Below are 14,963 nucleotides of genomic sequence, written 5' to 3'. Positions count from 1 at the left end.
AAGTGCCGCAGCGGACCCCGCAGGGGCCAGGCATTCGGGTCGCCTTTTTTGCCTACTTTTTTGGCGAAGCAAAAAAGTAGGTCGGCCGCCGGGCCGAACTCCCGGCTGGGCCATCGAAAACATCAAGCGGGCTACGGCGCTACGCGCCGCATCCCCTCTACCCAAGCAAGTACCAGCAAACACCTCACTTGGCCGGCAAAGCCGCATCGAAATCACCCCCCAGCGGCTTAGCCGGGCTGACCTGCGGCTTGCGCTCCCGCACCAGATACGAGTACAGCACCGGCACCACCACCAGGGTCAGCAGGGTCGAGGTGATGACCCCGCCGATGATGGCCCGGCCCATGGGGGCCTGGATCTCGCCACCGTCGTTCAGCGCAATCGCCATCGGCAGCATGCCGAAGACCATGGCCGCCGTCGTCATGATGATGGGCCGCATGCGCGTCAGCCCGGCCTGCAGCAAGGCCTCGGCCACCGTCGCCCCGGCCTTGCGGGCATGGTTGGCAAAGTCCACCAGCAGGATGGCGTTCTTGGTCACCAGGCCCATCAGCATCACCAGGCCAATCATGGAGAAGACGTTCAGCGTCGAACCCCACAGCAGCAAGGCCAGCATCACACCGATCAAGGCCAGCGGCAGCGAGGCCATGATGGCGATGGGCTGGACAAAGCTGCCGAACTGGCTGGCCAGCACGATGTAGATGAAGATCACCGCCAGGCCCATGGCCGCCAGCAAGCCCTTGAAGGCATCGGCCTGCTGCTTGCCGGCACCGTCCACATTGAAGCTGATGCCTGGAGGCAGCTCGGTGGCCTTAATCAGTTTTTGCACCTCGGCATTGACATCGCCCGAGGCCCGCCCCTCCACCCCGGCGAACACGGCCTCGCGGCGTTGCAGATTCTGGCGCCGTATCACCTCGGGGTTGAAGACGGACTCCACCGTGGCCACCTGATCGAGGGCGATGGGCGAGCCGTCCTTGGCGAAGGCCACGGGCAGCTTGTTCATCTGCTCGATGCGTTCGCGCTGCTCGCGCGGCAGGCGCAGCAGCACCTCCACCTGATTGCCGTCCGGCGTGGTCCAGTAGGTGGCGACCTCACCGTTGACATAAGCTCTTAGCGAAGCGGCTATCTGGGGCGGCGTCAGGCCCAGCTCGCGAATGGCGGACTCCTTCAGCCGCACCGCATAGGCCGGCAGGCCGGGCTTGACCGTGGTGTCCACATCGACCGTGCCCTTGATCTTCTTCAGCTTGGCGGCGAACTCCTGGGTCACGCGGGTCAGCACCTCGGGGTCCGAGCCCAGGATGGTGATCCAGATCGGCCGGTTATTGCCCACGCTGACTTCAATCCCCGGGATCTTGGCAATGTCGGCGCGGATGGCATCCTCGATCTGTTTTTGCGTGCGCTTGCGCTGCTTTCTATCGACCAGCGAAATGCTCAAGGCCGCCTGGTTGCGCCCGGTGGCCATGCCCTCGCCGGTGCTGCCCACCACGGTGGACAGGGTCTTGATCTCGGGGTATTTGGCCAGCAGCTCCTCCACCTGCGCCACCTTGGCATTGGAGCGCTGCAGGCTGGAGGCCACCGGCAGGCGCAGATTGACCTGGGTGAAGCTTTGATCGGTCTCGGGGGCGAACTCGCTGCCCACAAAAGGAACCAGGCCGAGGGCGAGCACAAAGCTCAGGCCACCGGCGGCCATCACCAGGCCGCGCGGCGTGATGGTGGCCCAGCGCAGGCGGCGCTGCTGCGTCTTGTCGCGCCGACCCTGGGCGTCAAAGGGGCGGCCAAAGGCCGGCAGCGGCGGCACGAAGACGCGGTAGCGCCGGCCCGAGAAGGCCCAGCGGATCAGGCGCTCATAAGCTCGATGCAGTGCATCCATGGCGCGGTCGGTGGCGCGGATCAGGTGGCCAATCACCGGCACGCGTTTCAAATGCTCGCTTGGAGGGTCTTTCCAGATCGAGGACAGCATGGGGTCCAGCGTGAAGCTGACGAACAGGCTCACCAGCACCGCCACCGCCACCGTGATGCCGAAGGGGTAGAAGAATTTGCCGATGATGCCGCCCATAAAGGCCACCGGCACGAACACGGCGCAGATGGCGAAGGTGGTGGCCATCACGGCCAGGCCGATCTCGTTGGTGCCGTCAAATGCCGCTTGGGCGTGGCTCTTGCCCATGCCCACATGGCGCACGATGTTCTCGCGCACGACGATGGCATCGTCGATCAGCAGGCCTATGCACAGGCTCAGCGCCATCATGGTCATGAAGTTGAGCGTGAAGCCGAAGGCGTGGACGGCGATGAAGCTGGAGATCACCGAGATGGGCAGCGTGAGGCCGGTGATGATGGTGGAACGCCAGCTGTGCAGGAACAGGAAGACGATGGCCACGGTCAGCAAAGCGCCTTCGATCAAGGTGTGGGTCAGGCCGTCCAGCGAGCTCTTGACGAAGTCGCTGCTGGCATAGATCAGGTTCAGCTCCACATCGCCCGGCAAGGTCTTCTTCAGCTCGGCCATGGCCTCCTTGACGGCCTCGCCGCTCTTCACCACATTGGCGTCCTGCTGCTTGAAGACATTGAAGGTGACGGCCTGGGCGCCGTTGATGCGGGCGATGCTGTCGGGTTCGCGCTCGCGCTCGACCAGCGTCCCCAGATCGCCCAGGGTCAGCACCAGGCTGCCGCGCCGCGCCACCACGACGCTGGTGAACTGCTTGGGGTCGCGCACCCGGCCCTCGACGCGCAGCACGGCGTCGGCATAACGGTCGGACAACAGACCCACCGGCTGGTCGGCATTGGCCTCGCGCAGGGCGCTGGCGATCTCGGCCGGCGTCACGCCATAGGCGCGCAGGCGCAGCGGGTCCAGATCGATGCGCACCTCGCGCGACACCATGCCGCCCACATCGACCCGGGCCACACCCTCGACCCGGGCCAGGCGCTTGGCGACGATGAGTTCGCTGATCATGGACAGCTCGCGCGCCGGCCGCGTCTTGCTCATCAAGGCCATCACCACCACGGGCTGGGCATTGTCCATCTCGGCGCGGGCGATGGCGGGCGCCTTCACATCCTTGGGGAAGACGGCTTGCACGGCGGCGACGCGGTCGCGCACATCCTGCATGGCGCGGTTCATATCGGCGTTCAGGCTGAATTCAACCTGGGCCTGGACCCGGCCTTCGAAGCTGCGCGAGGAGACTTTCTCCACGCCGGCCACGGTGTTCAGCGCTTCTTCCAGCGGCTTGGCCACCTCGCGCTCCACCGCCTCGGGCGAGGCGCCGGGGTAGCGCACGTCCACCGAGGCGACGGGGATGGAGATGTCGGGCATATTCTCCACGCCCAGCTTGGCGTAGGAGAACAGGCCCAGCACGCACAAGGCCACCATCACCATGGTGGCGAAGACCGGGTTTTGAATCGAGACTTTGGTCATCCACATGGTGCTGGCCTCAGTTGCTCTTGTGCTTGGAGGCGCCGGCCTGGTCGGCCGCGCTGGCCAGCTTGGCCGGCTTGCTCTTGGCCTGCACGACCGTGGCCTTGGCGCCGTCACGCAGATTGTCGAAACGCGCGCCCAGCACCTGGGCCTGCTCGTTCAGGCCTTGCAGAATCTCCACCCGCCCTTCGCGCACGTCGCGGCGACCGGTGGTGACGATGCGGCGCACCAGAGCCCCGTTCTCAATCATCCAGACCTGCTCCTGGCCGCCGCTGCTGCTGAGCGCCGTCTCGGGCAGGCTCAGGCGCTGGGTTTCGTCGGGCAGTTGCACCCGGGCCAGGGCGTACTGGCCGGCGCGCAGGCTTTCTTCGCGGTTGCTCAGTTCCAGGGTCACACCGATGGAACGGGTGCCGGGCTCGGCGGCCGGGGCGATGCGGGCGATGCGGGCCTCGACCGGGGCTTCCACGCCCTCCACCCGCACCTGCACAACCATGCCGGGCTTGAGGCGGCCGACCTCGTGCGTGCCCACCAGACCGGCCAGCTCCAGCCGGCTCAGGTCCACGATGCTGAGGATTTGCTGCTCCGGCGCCAGCTTCTCGCCGGGCAGGGCATGGCGTTTGGCGACGATGCCGCTGATCGGGGCGATCAGCGCGGCCTGCCGCAGGCTGACCTGGCTGGTGTCCAGCTGGGCCCGGGCGGCCAGCATCTGGGCGCGCGCCGCTTCCATCGCTGCGCGCGAGCTGTCCAGCGCCGTGGCGGCGATGAAGTTCTGCGCCGCCAGGCCCTGGCTGGCCTTGTAGTGGCGCTCGGTCTGATCCAGCTGGGCGCGGGCGGACTCCAGCGCCGCGCTGCGTTCGGCGATGCGGTAACGCAGCTCTTCCAGATCGATCTGGCCCAGCACCTGGCCGGCCTTGACCCGGCTGCCCTCGGCCACCGACAGGTTCAACAAGCTGCCCGCGCTCTTGGCCCGCACGATCACCGTGCCCGGCGCCACCAGGGGGCCGGAGAACTCGATCAGGCCCGGCATGCTGACCCGCTTGGGCGCCACCACCTCGGTAGGCACAAACTCCAGCACGGTTTCGGCCTTTTTTTCCTCGGGCTTCTTGCCCTCATCACCCTTGCTGGCCAGCACCGTCACGCCGGCGCCGGCGGCCAGCACCGCGGCCGCCACGGCGCCCATGATCCAAAGCTTGCGCCGGGAATTCGTCAGTCGGATTGCAGCCATCGCTTGTCTCCCAATTCCTGTGGTCTGAAATTGGGCGCAGTGTAGGGACGGCATTTGGCATTGCCAGTGCCGCTGCGACGAACTGCGGAAAGCCCGGGCTGGGATGCACGGGCCCACGATTGGTGGCGGGCGGCCGCGCCCGCGGCCTCAAGCCTTGCGGTCCAGATGCAAGCTGCGCCAGGCGCAAAACGCCCCGCCCAGGGCCGCCACGGCGGCCGCCCAGAACACCGCCGGATAACCCCGGTGCGAGACCAGCCAGGCGCCGCCAATGCCGCCCAGCACGCCCGAAAAGCCATAGCCCAGCACCGAATACAAGGCCTGGCCACGGCCGCGCAAGCGGCCCGGGAAGTAGCGGCTGACCAGGGCGATGCAGGCCGTATGCTGGGCCGCGAAGGTCAGCGCGTGGCTGAGCTGCGCCAGCAGCAGAATCGTCAAGCTGGCGCCAAACGCCGCCGTCAGCCCGAAGCGCAGGGCCGATAGCAGGGCCGCGGCCAAAAGCCAGTGATGCAGGCTGCCGCGCTCCAGCATGCGACCCTGGAAGGCAAACCAGAGGATCTCCGCCATCACCGAGACGGCCCACAGCAAGCCCACCGTCTGCTTGCCATAGCCCAGGGAATCGAGATAGAGGCTGTAGAAGGCGTACAGCGCAGAATGCGCCAGCACGGTCAGAAAAATGCCGGCAAAAAACCAGCGCACGCGCGCCTCCCGCAGCACCGCGCGTATGGCGGGGCTGGGCTGCTCGCTGTGCGGATGGACGGCGGGCGGCTGCAAAGGCAGGCGCCAGGCCGCCCAGACCACGCCGCCCAAGAGCAGCAAGGTCGTCAAGGCAAAAGCCCGCATGCCGAAATGCTGGAACCACCAGCCCATCAGCACCACCGAGGCCAGAAAACCCACCGAACCCCAGACCCGCACCCGCCCATAACGCTTGGCGTCCATGCCACCGCTGGCGGTGCTGAGCTGGGCCGCCACCACGGTTTCGGTCAGCGGCACGATGGCCGCGTTAAAGCAGAACATCAGCAAGATGGCCGCCGCCAGGCTGGCGAAATGCAGCGGCAGCAAAAAGCCCAGGGCCGCGACGAAACTGGCCAGGGCGGCATAGCGGATGATGCTCACCCGCTTGCCGCTTCGATCGGCCAAGGCGCCCCAGGCATAGGGCGCGAACAAGCGCGTCCAGCTCTGCAGCGAGACCAGCAGGCCGATGGCCACCACCGGCAGGCCCAGCTCCTTGTACCAAAGCGGCGCAAAGGGGTTGAAGCCGCCGATGGCGGCGAAGTAGGCGCAGGACAGGACGGCGCAGGCGCCCAGGGTCTTGTCCGGGGCGGCGACGCCCGGGGCGGCGCTCAAGCCTGGGGCGCGGCGCCCGCGATGGCTGGCTGGTCCAAGGCCACATCGCCGCATTGGGCGCGGTGGCGCAGGGCATGGTCCATCAGCACCAGGGCCAGCATGGCCTCGGCAATGGGCGTGGCGCGTATGCCCACGCAGGGGTCGTGGCGGCCAAAGGTCTCGACCACGGCCGGCTCGCCGGCCCGGTTGATCGAGGCCTTGGGCGTGCGGATGGAGCTGGTCGGCTTGATGGCGATGGAGGCCACGATGTCCTGGCCGGTGGAGATGCCGCCCAGCACGCCGCCGGCGTTATTGCTGGCAAAGCCCAGCGGCGTCAGTTCATCGCCATGCTGGCTGCCGCGCTGGGCCACGACGTCAAAGCCCGAACCGATCTCCACGCCCTTGACGGCGTTGATGCCCATCAGGGCGTAGGCGATGTCGGCATCCAGCTTGTCGAACAAGGGCTCGCCCAGGCCGACCGGCACGCCGGTGGCCTCGACCCGGATGCGCGCGCCTACCGAGTCACCTGCACGGCGCAGCTCGTCCATATAGGCCTCCAGCTCGGCAATCTTGCTGCTGTTGGCGGCGAAGAAGGGGTTCTGGCCCACATGCTGCCAGCCCTCGAAGGGAATCGCCAGCTCGCCCAGCTGGGTCATGCAGCCGCGGAATTCGGTGCCGAACTTTTCCTTCAGCCATTTGCGCGCCACCGCACCGGCGCCCACCATGGGAGCGGTCAGTCGGGCCGAGCTGCGGCCGCCGCCGCGCGGGTCGCGCAAGCCGTATTTGCGCCAGTAGCTGTAGTCGGCATGGCCGGGGCGGAAGGTGTCGAGGATATTGCCGTAGTCCTTGCTGCGCTGATCGGTGTTCTTGATCAACAGGCAGATGGGCGTGCCGGTAGTCAGGCCCTGGTAGACGCCGGAGAGGATTTCCACCGTGTCGGGCTCGTTGCGCTGGGTCACATGGCGGGAGGTGCCGGGGCGGCGGCGGTCCAGCTCGGGCTGGATGTCGGCCTCGCTGAGGGCCAGGCCGGGCGGGCAGCCGTCGATCACGCAGCCGATGGCGGGGCCGTGGCTCTCGCCGAAATTGGTAACGCGGAACAAGTCGCCGAAGGTGCTGCCTGACATGGGGAATCCGGTTGATCTGAAGAAGGGGCCGAGGCCCGGGCTTGATTCTATCGGCGCGGCCACCCTGCTCGCGGCCCGACCGGAGCAGTCCCGGGGCTAACAGGCTTTGATGTCAACACGGCATGCCCGGAAAAACAAGCGCCCCCCTAGCTTCCAAATTGCACAGCTAGTGACGCATCTCTAGACTGGCCTACAGCTCAGAACAAGGGCTTGCCCACAAGGCCCAGCCCCAAGCGCCCAAAGCGCCAATAACAAGAAACAAAAACAAGCTGGCCGTGTAGCCGCGTCGCAATGCGCCGTCGGCTCGCACACCTGCCGGAGGCGCGGTTCCAACCCTCGTCACCAAGAGCCAGGGCCATGCGGCCTCGGTCTTAGGTTTGTCTGTCGAATCATTGATGTTCAGGGAGAGTGTTTTATGAATCTAGGTCTCTTGTGCAAACAAGCGCTGTGCGCGAGCAGCTTGGCCCTTGGCTTGCTGGGCCCGGCGGCCACCCAGGCCGCCCCGGTGGTGATCGTCAGCGCCTCGCAGTCCAGCGTGCATGTGGGCGAGAGCTTTTCCATCAACTTCGCGATTGCAGGCCTGAGTGCCGGCTCGCAAGACTCCTTGAGCGGCTTTGATATCGATGTGCTGATCAACCCGGCGCTGGCCAGCCTCAGCGGCTTCAGCTTTGTCGACCCCAGCAGCGGCGCCAATCAGCTGGACCTGCCCGAGGCCGGCTCTTTTGGCTTCACGGGCAATGCCAGCGCAGGCGGCGGCGTCATCGATGCATACGGCCTGTCGGGCAATAGCGCGGCGGCCCTGGACGCCAATCAGGCCGACGGCTTCCGATTCCTGAGCCTGATGTTCACCGCCCTGGCGCCCAGCAGTGCGGCGGAGTTCAGGCTCGATCTGGGCGACCCTTCTCTGCTGTTCCTGGACAGCGGCTCGAACGGGCTCCAAATGAGCTACAACCCGGCCTCTGCATTCGTCGAAATCACCCCCAATAACGGCCAGGTTCCCGAGCCAGGCGTCCTCGCCCTGGCCTTGCTGGCCTTGGCGGCCATGGGTTTGAGCCTGGGCAAGAACGGCGCCTTGCTGCGCAGTGCCACGGCGGCGCTGGCCTTGCTGCTGGGCGCCCTCAGCTTCAGCGGCCCAGCCCAGGCCCAGACCACATCCAGTAACAGCAGCCCGGTGGTCGCCAGCAAGGGCACGCCGATAGACGCGCTGGTCCTGGAGGTGGCGGGCAGCCGCGCCAAGCTGAAAGCGGTGGATGACGGCCGGGTGTTCTGGGTCACCACCTCCAATACCCTGGGCGCCGACAAGGTGGGCCAACGCATCCAGGGCCTGGCGCAGGCACGGGGCGACAGCATCCACATCGGCTCGCCCAGCTTCAGCAAACCTTGACGCACAAGGCTTGAGCAAAGTCCGCGGGTCCAGGCAGCCGGGCCCCACCCCTTCTTCAGCGGCCAAAGCCTTGGCCGACTCCTGAGTCAAAAGGAAACCATCATGAAGACACCCTTGCTTCGCTTCGGCGTTGGCTTGGCTCTGGGCGTTTGCAGCCTCTGGAGCCAAGCCCAGACCAGTTCGCCCTTCCCTCCGCCCAAGGAGGATATGGGCAAATATGTGATGAATTCGGGCGGCGGCCTGGACACCGGCTGCACCTACCGCAGCGGCGGCCCGCTGCTGGTGCGCTTCAAGGTGCCTGCCCCCGTCAACGAAACCCAGCTCAACCCCGATGGCACGCTGAAGGACCCGGGCAAGCTGATCGCCGACAAGGTGGTGGGAGCCAAGGCCAAGATCTCCTTCCCGGTCTATGACATCGACGACAAGGCCATCACCGACGGTACTTACGCGCCCGAGATCGACCGTCTGTCCTGGAACGGAACCTTCATCAAGACCCTGTCCGGCTTCAACAACACCTGGGTGAACGACTCCTTCGAGGTCGACATCAGCCAGGTCAAGTTCGCCAGCCCCGGCAACCCCGGCGTGGTCAATGAATTCAAGGTCGATATCGACACCGGCAATGTCGGCAATGGCGAGTACTGGTGCATGGCGGTGGACTGGGTGGGCATCGAGTTCGACGCGGCCTTCCCCTATGTGCTGGCGCACGGCATCGCGGCCGACCGCAGCACCTGGGAAGACGGCGCCGCCCCCGGCGTGCTCAAGACCATGAACGAGAGCGGCGTGCTCTTCGACCGTTTCTCCACCGCCAACAAGAACGGCGCGGTGATGACGAACGCGCAAGACCTGAAGACCAAGATCAAGGGCTTCCTCGACACCGTCAAGGCCAGCAAGGTCAATCTGATCGTGCACAGCAAGGGCGGCCTGGACTCCCAGGCCCTGGCCGTGCTGAGCCCGCCGGATTTCGAGGTGCTGTCCCTGGGCACTTTGTCGACCCCGCACCGGGGCTCGGTGGTGGCGGACCTGACCCTCTTGCAACGCAGCCTGGCGACGATTTACGAGGGCAATGGCCAGGACCCTAACGGCTATGCGCGCAGATTCATCGACAGCACCGTGGCCGGCATCGCCAGCGGCTTTGGCGCCGGCCCCCAGCCCCCGGGCCTGATCGACCTGACGACCCAGGTCGCCAACGAAGCGATTCCCGCCGGCCTGCGCGGCAATGTGGCCAACACCTTCACCATCGGTGCGGACGCCGGCCCCAACTGCAGCCGCGAGCCCACCGATGGCGAGATCGACCCCATGAATCCCGTCTCCAGCGTGCCTTTCGTCGGCAGCTACACCTATAGCGCGCTGCGCCTGGCCTATATGGGCATCTGCAACTTCAGCTCGGCGGTACAGCTGAGCTTCGAAGTCATCCCCAGCCTGGACCCACAGGCTCCGCCCATCACCGTGCTGACTTACAAAACGGTGCTCAACGCCCAGCTCAACCCCAACGATGTGGTGGTGGGCCTGAACAGCGCCAATCCGGGCTGGGGCACGCCCCTGGGCAATCAAAGCAATACCAATCATTCGACGGTCAAGAACGGCGACAACGTGCGCAAGCTGCTTGACCAATCGATCAAACTTCGCTGAGCCAGGAGCCCGCATCATGAGCTTTGTTCGACTCCACCAAACCCTGCGCCTGAGCGCCCTGGCCCTGGGGATCGCCCTGGGCTTTGCCGGCCCCCTGCCCCTCGCCCAGGCGCAGAACTCCGGCCTGATCAACACCTCGCCGACCCATACCTGGGCCCAGCCCATCACGGCCGGCAGCACCCAGCTGCGCCTGCAGATTCCGGTCGCGGCCCTCAGCGATTTGCGCCTGCAGCTGGTCCTGCCGGTAAGCGGCGCCCACATCAGCCTGCTGGACCCGCAAGGCCAGGAGGTGATCGCGGCCAATGACCCTCGCATCAGCTTTCTGGACGGCGCCCAGCTGAGCCCACCCCTGCCCGGCGGCGTCTTCATCACGCCCAGCATCGCCAACCCAGCCGATGGCGTGTGGACGCTGCAGGCCAACTTCCCGGCCGCGCCCGTGCCCACGGTGGCGATTCTGAGCAGCTATGCCCAGTCGCCCTACCAGGTCGGCATGGTGATCAGCGGCCAGAGCTTCCGCGTCGGCCAACCGGTACCGCTGGGCATGCTGGTGCTGCACCAGGGCCTGCCCATGACCCATCTGGCGCCCAGCCTGAGCATCAGCAAGGACGGCAATCCCCTGGCCACGCTGAATGCCGTGGACAACGGCCAGGCGGCCGATTTCGACGGCCTGGCCGACGATGGCATCTACAGCCAGGGCTATCGCTTCGGCCAGACAGGCCGCTACCAGATCGATGGCAAGGTCAGCATTCCCGCGCCGGGCGGCGGCAGCATCCAGCGCAGCGCCACGGCCTTTGTGGACATCGTGCCCGCCAACTTCGTCTTCGGCTCGGTCAGCGGCACGGTGATACGCGATGCCTCGGGCTGTGTGCGCCAGCTGGACGTCAATTTGAGCGGCACGGTGGCCAGCGCCGGCACCTATTCCACCGCCGGCACCTTGCTCAGCAGCGGCGGCCCGGGCAGCCTGCTCAAGCGCAGCAATGTGGTGTTGAGCGGCCCGGGCGCCCTCAATGCCAAGCTGTCCTATACCGCCAGCGAGATCCGCAAGAGCTTTGCCGCCGACGGCGATTTCATCGTCGACCCGCTGGACGTGCTGGCCTTCTCGGGCCAATCACCGCGACTGGAAATGCGCAAGCCATCCGCCACCAGCTTCAGCGGCCTGACGCTGGCGCAGTTCTGCTCCGCCCCCATCGAATTGGCCAATGCGGCCTCGGTCAACCCGGTGCTGCGCAACGGATTCATCGGCCAGCTGGAATTCAGCCTGCCGGTGCGCGTCAATGTCTCGGACAGCTACCAGATCTCCTTCAAGGTCCTGGACGCGCAAGGCCTGGAGGTGGGCCAGTTCGGCCTCAACAACTTCCTCAACGCCGGCGACAACCGGGTGAGCGCCACGGTGATGGCCGACAAGCTGCAGCGCAGCGACGGGCCCTACCGGATCGAATCGGTCCTGGTGGTAGGCGGCGGCAGCACGGCGCAAGCCTCGCGGATTCCGGTCGGTGGCAGCAGCCTGTCGCGGTGGCAGATCTTCCCCACCATCAGCGGGGACCTGAACGGCGACGGCAGCGTCAACACCGCCGACCGCGATCTGCTGCTGCAATTCCGTGGCCAGAGTCCGCTGATCCCGGGCGATAGGCGCGACCTCAATGGCGACGGCAAGATCGATCTGCAGGATGCTCGCCTGCTGATTCTGAAAGCCTGCGCCGCACCGAACTGCCCCAAAAACTGAGACCCGATCAGCCCGGGCACAAGGCCTTGAACATGGCCTGCTGCTCGGCGCTCAGGGCCAGATCCAGCAGCTCCGCCACCGGCCCGGCCTGGTCGGGCCCGAAACGGACAAGGCCCAGCCTGGCGATGCGGCTGGGCGGGCCGCCCAGCTCACGCAAGACGCTGGCGGGCACCGAAATAGGCAGGCTGGCCTTGCCCGCGGGCAGCTGGGCCGAGCGACTCAGCTGGCGCGAGCTGGGGCCGGCCAGCAGCAGCACGGTGACGGCATACAGCCCGGGGCTGGCAACTTCCAGGCCTATCTCCAGCACGGCGGCTTGCGCGCACTCGCCCTGGCGCTCCAGGCGAATGCGCTCCAAGCGCAGGGGGGCGCCGGCCGCGAGCACCCCGCCCCCGGCCTCCAGCTTGAGCTCGGCCTCCGCGAACCGGCCGCCCTGGAATTGCTGGCGCGCCCGCAAGCGGTACGCGCCCGCGGCCGGCAGGGCAAAACGGCTGATATAGGCGCCGGGCTCGTCGCTGATCAAGAGCCCGGCCGGCGTGCGCAGGCGCTCGCGCGCGGCCGGTACGGGGACGGTCTGGCCACTGGCATCTTGCAGGACAAGGGCAAGTTCGCCCAGGCCAAGAACCGGCGCGCCAAAGTCGGCGGGGCGCAGCACATAGTTCTGCACCTGGCCCGAGGCCGGCTCGGTGCTCAGGGCGGTGAGGCTCAGCTCATAGCGCGGCAAATGCCGAAATGAAAACAAGACCTGGCCGCCCGGCTTGAGCGGCTGGGCCCGCTCAAGCCGCAGGCGCCAGCGGCCGGCCTGGGGCAGGCGCAATTCGGGCAAGACGATGGCCTCCCCCAGTTCCGGATGCTGTGCCAGGGCCCGCGGCGTCAGGCCCAGCTGGGCCGGCGTCTTGCGCCAGACCCGGCGCTGCAGGGGGTCCAGCAGCTCGATCGCGCTCAAGGGCACGGTGCTGCGCAAGGCGGCAAACACCACCCGGCTTTCGCCCCCACCCAGCTCGGCCGAGAGCTCGAAAACAAGGTCTTGCTGCGCCTGGCCGGCGGCCAGGCTGAGGCGCTGGATTTGCGGGCCGCCGGGGCTGGCGGCCAGGGCGGCGTTGAACAAAGTCATGGCCGGGGGGCTGAGAAGCAGGCAGGCTGCCAAGCGCAAGGTCTGGCGGCGTGAGGCGGGCCCGAGCTGCATTGGCACGGCCTGCGAAAAAAAAGCGGCCAGACGGCCGCTTTCGCTGGATACCTGGCCGGGGCCCGGCCGCGAGCCGCTCAAACTCAAAGTTTGGACTCGTCCGCGGCGCCGGCGTTTTCTTCCACCGGCCAGTCGCGGATATAGGCCTTGAGCATGCGGTTCTCGAAGTCCTGACCGTCGACCACGGCCTTGGCCACGTCGTAGAAAGAGATCACGCCCATCAGCGTGCGGCCGTTCAGGGCCGGCATATAGCGGGCGTGACGGCCCAGCATCATGCGGCGGACCTCGTCGATCTCGGTCTCGGGCGTGCAGGTCAGGGGGTGGTCGTCCATCACGCTGCGCACCAGCGAGGTCCCGACCGAGCCGCCGTTGCGGGCGATGGCGGCAATCACCTCGCGAAAGGTCAACATGCCGACCAGGTCACCATGCTCCATCACCACCAGGGAGCCGATATCGCGCTCCGACATGGTGGCCACGGCCTGGGCCAGGGTTTCGTCGGGCGTGACGGTGAACAAGGTACCGCCTTTGACGCGCAGGATGTCGACGACTTTCATGATTCTCTCCTCTTGAAACGGGGCCTGAAGTGAGATGGAGGCCCCGCGTGATACGACTGCGTTTAAACATAGCACACAATTCGCGCATCAAACACCTGGGAGACACCATGGCTGGCTATGCCGACCCCTCTTTCGACACCCTGGCCCTGCATGCCGGCGCGGCCCCCGACCCCAGCACGGGCGCGCGGGTCACGCCCTTGCACCTGAGCACCTCCTTTGTGTTCGAAAGCTCCGAGCACGCCGCCTCGCTGTTCAATATGGAACGCGCGGGCCATGTCTACTCGCGCCTGTCCAACCCCACCACGGCGGTGTTCGAGGAGCGGGTGGCGGCCCTGGAAGGCGGCGTCGGCGCCATCGCTACCGCCAGCGGCCAGGCCGCCCTGCACCTGGCCATCGCCACCCTGGCCGGGGCCGGCTCGCACATCGTGGCCAGCGGGGCGCTCTACGGCGGCTCACACAATCTGCTGCATTACACGCTCAGACGCTTCGGCATTGAAACGACGTTTGTCCGCCCCGGCGATCTGGCCGGCTGGCGCGCCGCCATCCGCCCAAATACCCGATTACTTTTTGGTGAGACCCTCGGCAATCCGGGACTCGATGTGCTGGACATTCCCCAGGTGGCCGAGATCGCCCATCGGGCCAGGCTGCCCTTGCTGGTGGACTCCACCCTCACCACACCCTATCTCTTGCGGCCCTTCGAGCATGGTGCCGATCTGGTCTACCACTCGGCCACCAAATTCCTCAGCGGCCACGGCACGGTGGTGGGCGGCGTGCTGGTGGACAGCGGCCGCTTCGACTGGCAAGCGGCCCATGCCCAGCACGGCCGCTTCCCCGAGCTGTGCGAGCCCTATGCCGGCTTCCACGACATGGTCTTCAGCGAGGAGAGCACGGTGGGCGCCTTCCTGCTGCGCGCCCGCCGCGAGGGCTTGCGCGACTTCGGCGCCTGCATGAGCCCGCACACGGCCTGGCTGATTCTGCAAGGCATCGAAACCCTGTCCCTGCGCATGCAGCGCCATGTGCAGAACGCGCAGCAGGTGGCCGAGTTCCTGGCCGCCCAGCCCCAGGTGGCCCAGGTCGGCTACCCGGGCCTGGCCGGCCACGCCAGTCATGCGCTGGCGCAAAAGCTCTTGCCGCGCGGCTGCGGCTCGGTCTTCAGCTTCGATCTGAAGGGCTCGCGCGAGCAAGGCCGCGCCTTTGTCGAGGCCTTGAAGATCTTCTCCCACCTGGCCAATGTGGGCGACTGCCGCTCGCTGGTCATCCACCCCGCGTCGACCACCCACAGCCGCATGGACGATGGCGCGCTGGCCCAGGCCGGCATCACGGCCGGCACCTTGCGCCTGTCCATAGGCCTGGAAGACGCCGACGATCTGATCGCCGATCTGAAACAAGCGCTCAAGCGCGCCGCCAAATAAGCCGGGAGA

General features: G+C 66.8%; 10 protein-coding genes. 4 read left to right on the top strand and 6 right to left on the bottom strand.

Annotated features, from left to right (window positions below; genetic code table 11):
- Positions 1-184: 184 nt before the first annotated feature.
- From HNP55_RS17465 to aroC, 4 genes are all read right to left on the bottom strand, one after another.
- Positions 185-3,403, bottom strand: coding sequence for an efflux RND transporter permease subunit (locus tag HNP55_RS17465; RefSeq protein ID WP_184302243.1), 3,219 nt, complete (start codon positions 3,401-3,403; stop codon positions 185-187).
- A 10-nt stretch (positions 3,404-3,413) separates the two neighbouring features.
- A complete protein-coding gene (locus tag HNP55_RS17460) occupies positions 3,414-4,622 on the bottom strand; it encodes an efflux RND transporter periplasmic adaptor subunit (RefSeq protein WP_246448495.1) in 1,209 nt (402 codons plus the stop codon).
- Between the two features lie 147 nt (positions 4,623-4,769).
- Positions 4,770-5,966 (bottom strand): MFS transporter, encoded by a 1,197-nt coding sequence (locus HNP55_RS17455; protein WP_246448494.1) that lies wholly within the window; start codon positions 5,964-5,966, stop codon positions 4,770-4,772.
- Entirely contained in the window at positions 5,963-7,069 is a 1,107-nt protein-coding gene (aroC, locus tag HNP55_RS17450; protein WP_184302237.1) for a chorismate synthase, read from the bottom strand. The genes HNP55_RS17455 and aroC overlap by 4 nt, the downstream gene beginning before the upstream one ends.
- Before the next feature lie 415 nt (positions 7,070-7,484).
- On the opposite strand from aroC, the gene HNP55_RS17445 reads away from it, so the two are divergent.
- The 3 genes from HNP55_RS17445 to HNP55_RS17435 all read left to right on the top strand — a co-directional run bounded on the left by HNP55_RS17445 (position 7,485) and on the right by HNP55_RS17435 (position 11,805).
- Positions 7,485-8,453, top strand: a complete 969-nt coding sequence (locus tag HNP55_RS17445) for a hypothetical protein (protein WP_184302233.1) — start codon at positions 7,485-7,487, stop codon at positions 8,451-8,453.
- A gap of 102 nt (positions 8,454-8,555) precedes the next feature.
- Positions 8,556-10,082 (top strand): esterase/lipase family protein, encoded by a 1,527-nt coding sequence (locus tag HNP55_RS17440; RefSeq protein ID WP_184302228.1) that lies wholly within the window; start codon positions 8,556-8,558, stop codon positions 10,080-10,082.
- A gap of 16 nt (positions 10,083-10,098) precedes the next feature.
- The gene (locus HNP55_RS17435) at positions 10,099-11,805 is read left to right on the top strand and encodes a dockerin type I repeat-containing protein (RefSeq protein WP_184302225.1); all 1,707 of its coding nucleotides are present in this window, start codon (positions 10,099-10,101) and stop codon (positions 11,803-11,805) included.
- A gap of 7 nt (positions 11,806-11,812) precedes the next feature.
- On the opposite strand, the gene HNP55_RS17430 is transcribed toward HNP55_RS17435, so the two are convergent.
- Together HNP55_RS17430 and HNP55_RS17425 are read right to left on the bottom strand one after the other, a co-directional pair.
- A complete protein-coding gene (locus tag HNP55_RS17430; RefSeq protein WP_184302216.1) occupies positions 11,813-12,916 on the bottom strand; it encodes a hypothetical protein in 1,104 nt (367 codons plus the stop codon).
- A gap of 155 nt (positions 12,917-13,071) precedes the next feature.
- Positions 13,072-13,542 (bottom strand): CBS domain-containing protein, encoded by a 471-nt coding sequence (locus tag HNP55_RS17425; RefSeq protein ID WP_184302211.1) that lies wholly within the window; start codon positions 13,540-13,542, stop codon positions 13,072-13,074.
- Positions 13,543-13,649: 107 nt separating this feature from the next.
- Here HNP55_RS17425 and HNP55_RS17420 point away from each other — a divergent pair, with 107 nt between their 5' ends.
- Positions 13,650-14,954, top strand: coding sequence for an O-acetylhomoserine aminocarboxypropyltransferase (locus tag HNP55_RS17420; RefSeq protein WP_184302209.1), 1,305 nt, complete (start codon positions 13,650-13,652; stop codon positions 14,952-14,954).
- Positions 14,955-14,963: the final 9 nt, after the last annotated feature.

This window comes from Roseateles oligotrophus (genome assembly GCF_014204525.1).
Lineage (GTDB): Bacteria > Pseudomonadota > Gammaproteobacteria > Burkholderiales > Burkholderiaceae_C > Paucibacter_A > Paucibacter_A oligotrophus_A.
Note: the sequence above shows the minus strand (reverse complement) of the source record. Positions and strands in the feature narration are given on the sequence as shown.

Coding starts and splice junctions, on each gene's coding strand:
- HNP55_RS17465 (WP_184302243.1), bottom strand. CDS start 3,403: ATGTGGATGACCAAAGTCTCGATTCAAAACCCGGTCTTCGCCACCATG.
- HNP55_RS17460 (WP_246448495.1), bottom strand. CDS start 4,622: ATGGCTGCAATCCGACTGACGAATTCCCGGCGCAAGCTTTGGATCATG.
- aroC (WP_184302237.1), bottom strand. CDS start 7,069: ATGTCAGGCAGCACCTTCGGCGACTTGTTCCGCGTTACCAATTTCGGC.
- HNP55_RS17445 (WP_184302233.1), top strand. CDS start 7,485: ATGAATCTAGGTCTCTTGTGCAAACAAGCGCTGTGCGCGAGCAGCTTG.
- HNP55_RS17440 (WP_184302228.1), top strand. CDS start 8,556: ATGAAGACACCCTTGCTTCGCTTCGGCGTTGGCTTGGCTCTGGGCGTT.
- HNP55_RS17435 (WP_184302225.1), top strand. CDS start 10,099: ATGAGCTTTGTTCGACTCCACCAAACCCTGCGCCTGAGCGCCCTGGCC.
- HNP55_RS17430 (WP_184302216.1), bottom strand. CDS start 12,916: ATGACTTTGTTCAACGCCGCCCTGGCCGCCAGCCCCGGCGGCCCGCAA.
- HNP55_RS17425 (WP_184302211.1), bottom strand. CDS start 13,542: ATGAAAGTCGTCGACATCCTGCGCGTCAAAGGCGGTACCTTGTTCACC.
- HNP55_RS17420 (WP_184302209.1), top strand. CDS start 13,650: ATGGCTGGCTATGCCGACCCCTCTTTCGACACCCTGGCCCTGCATGCC.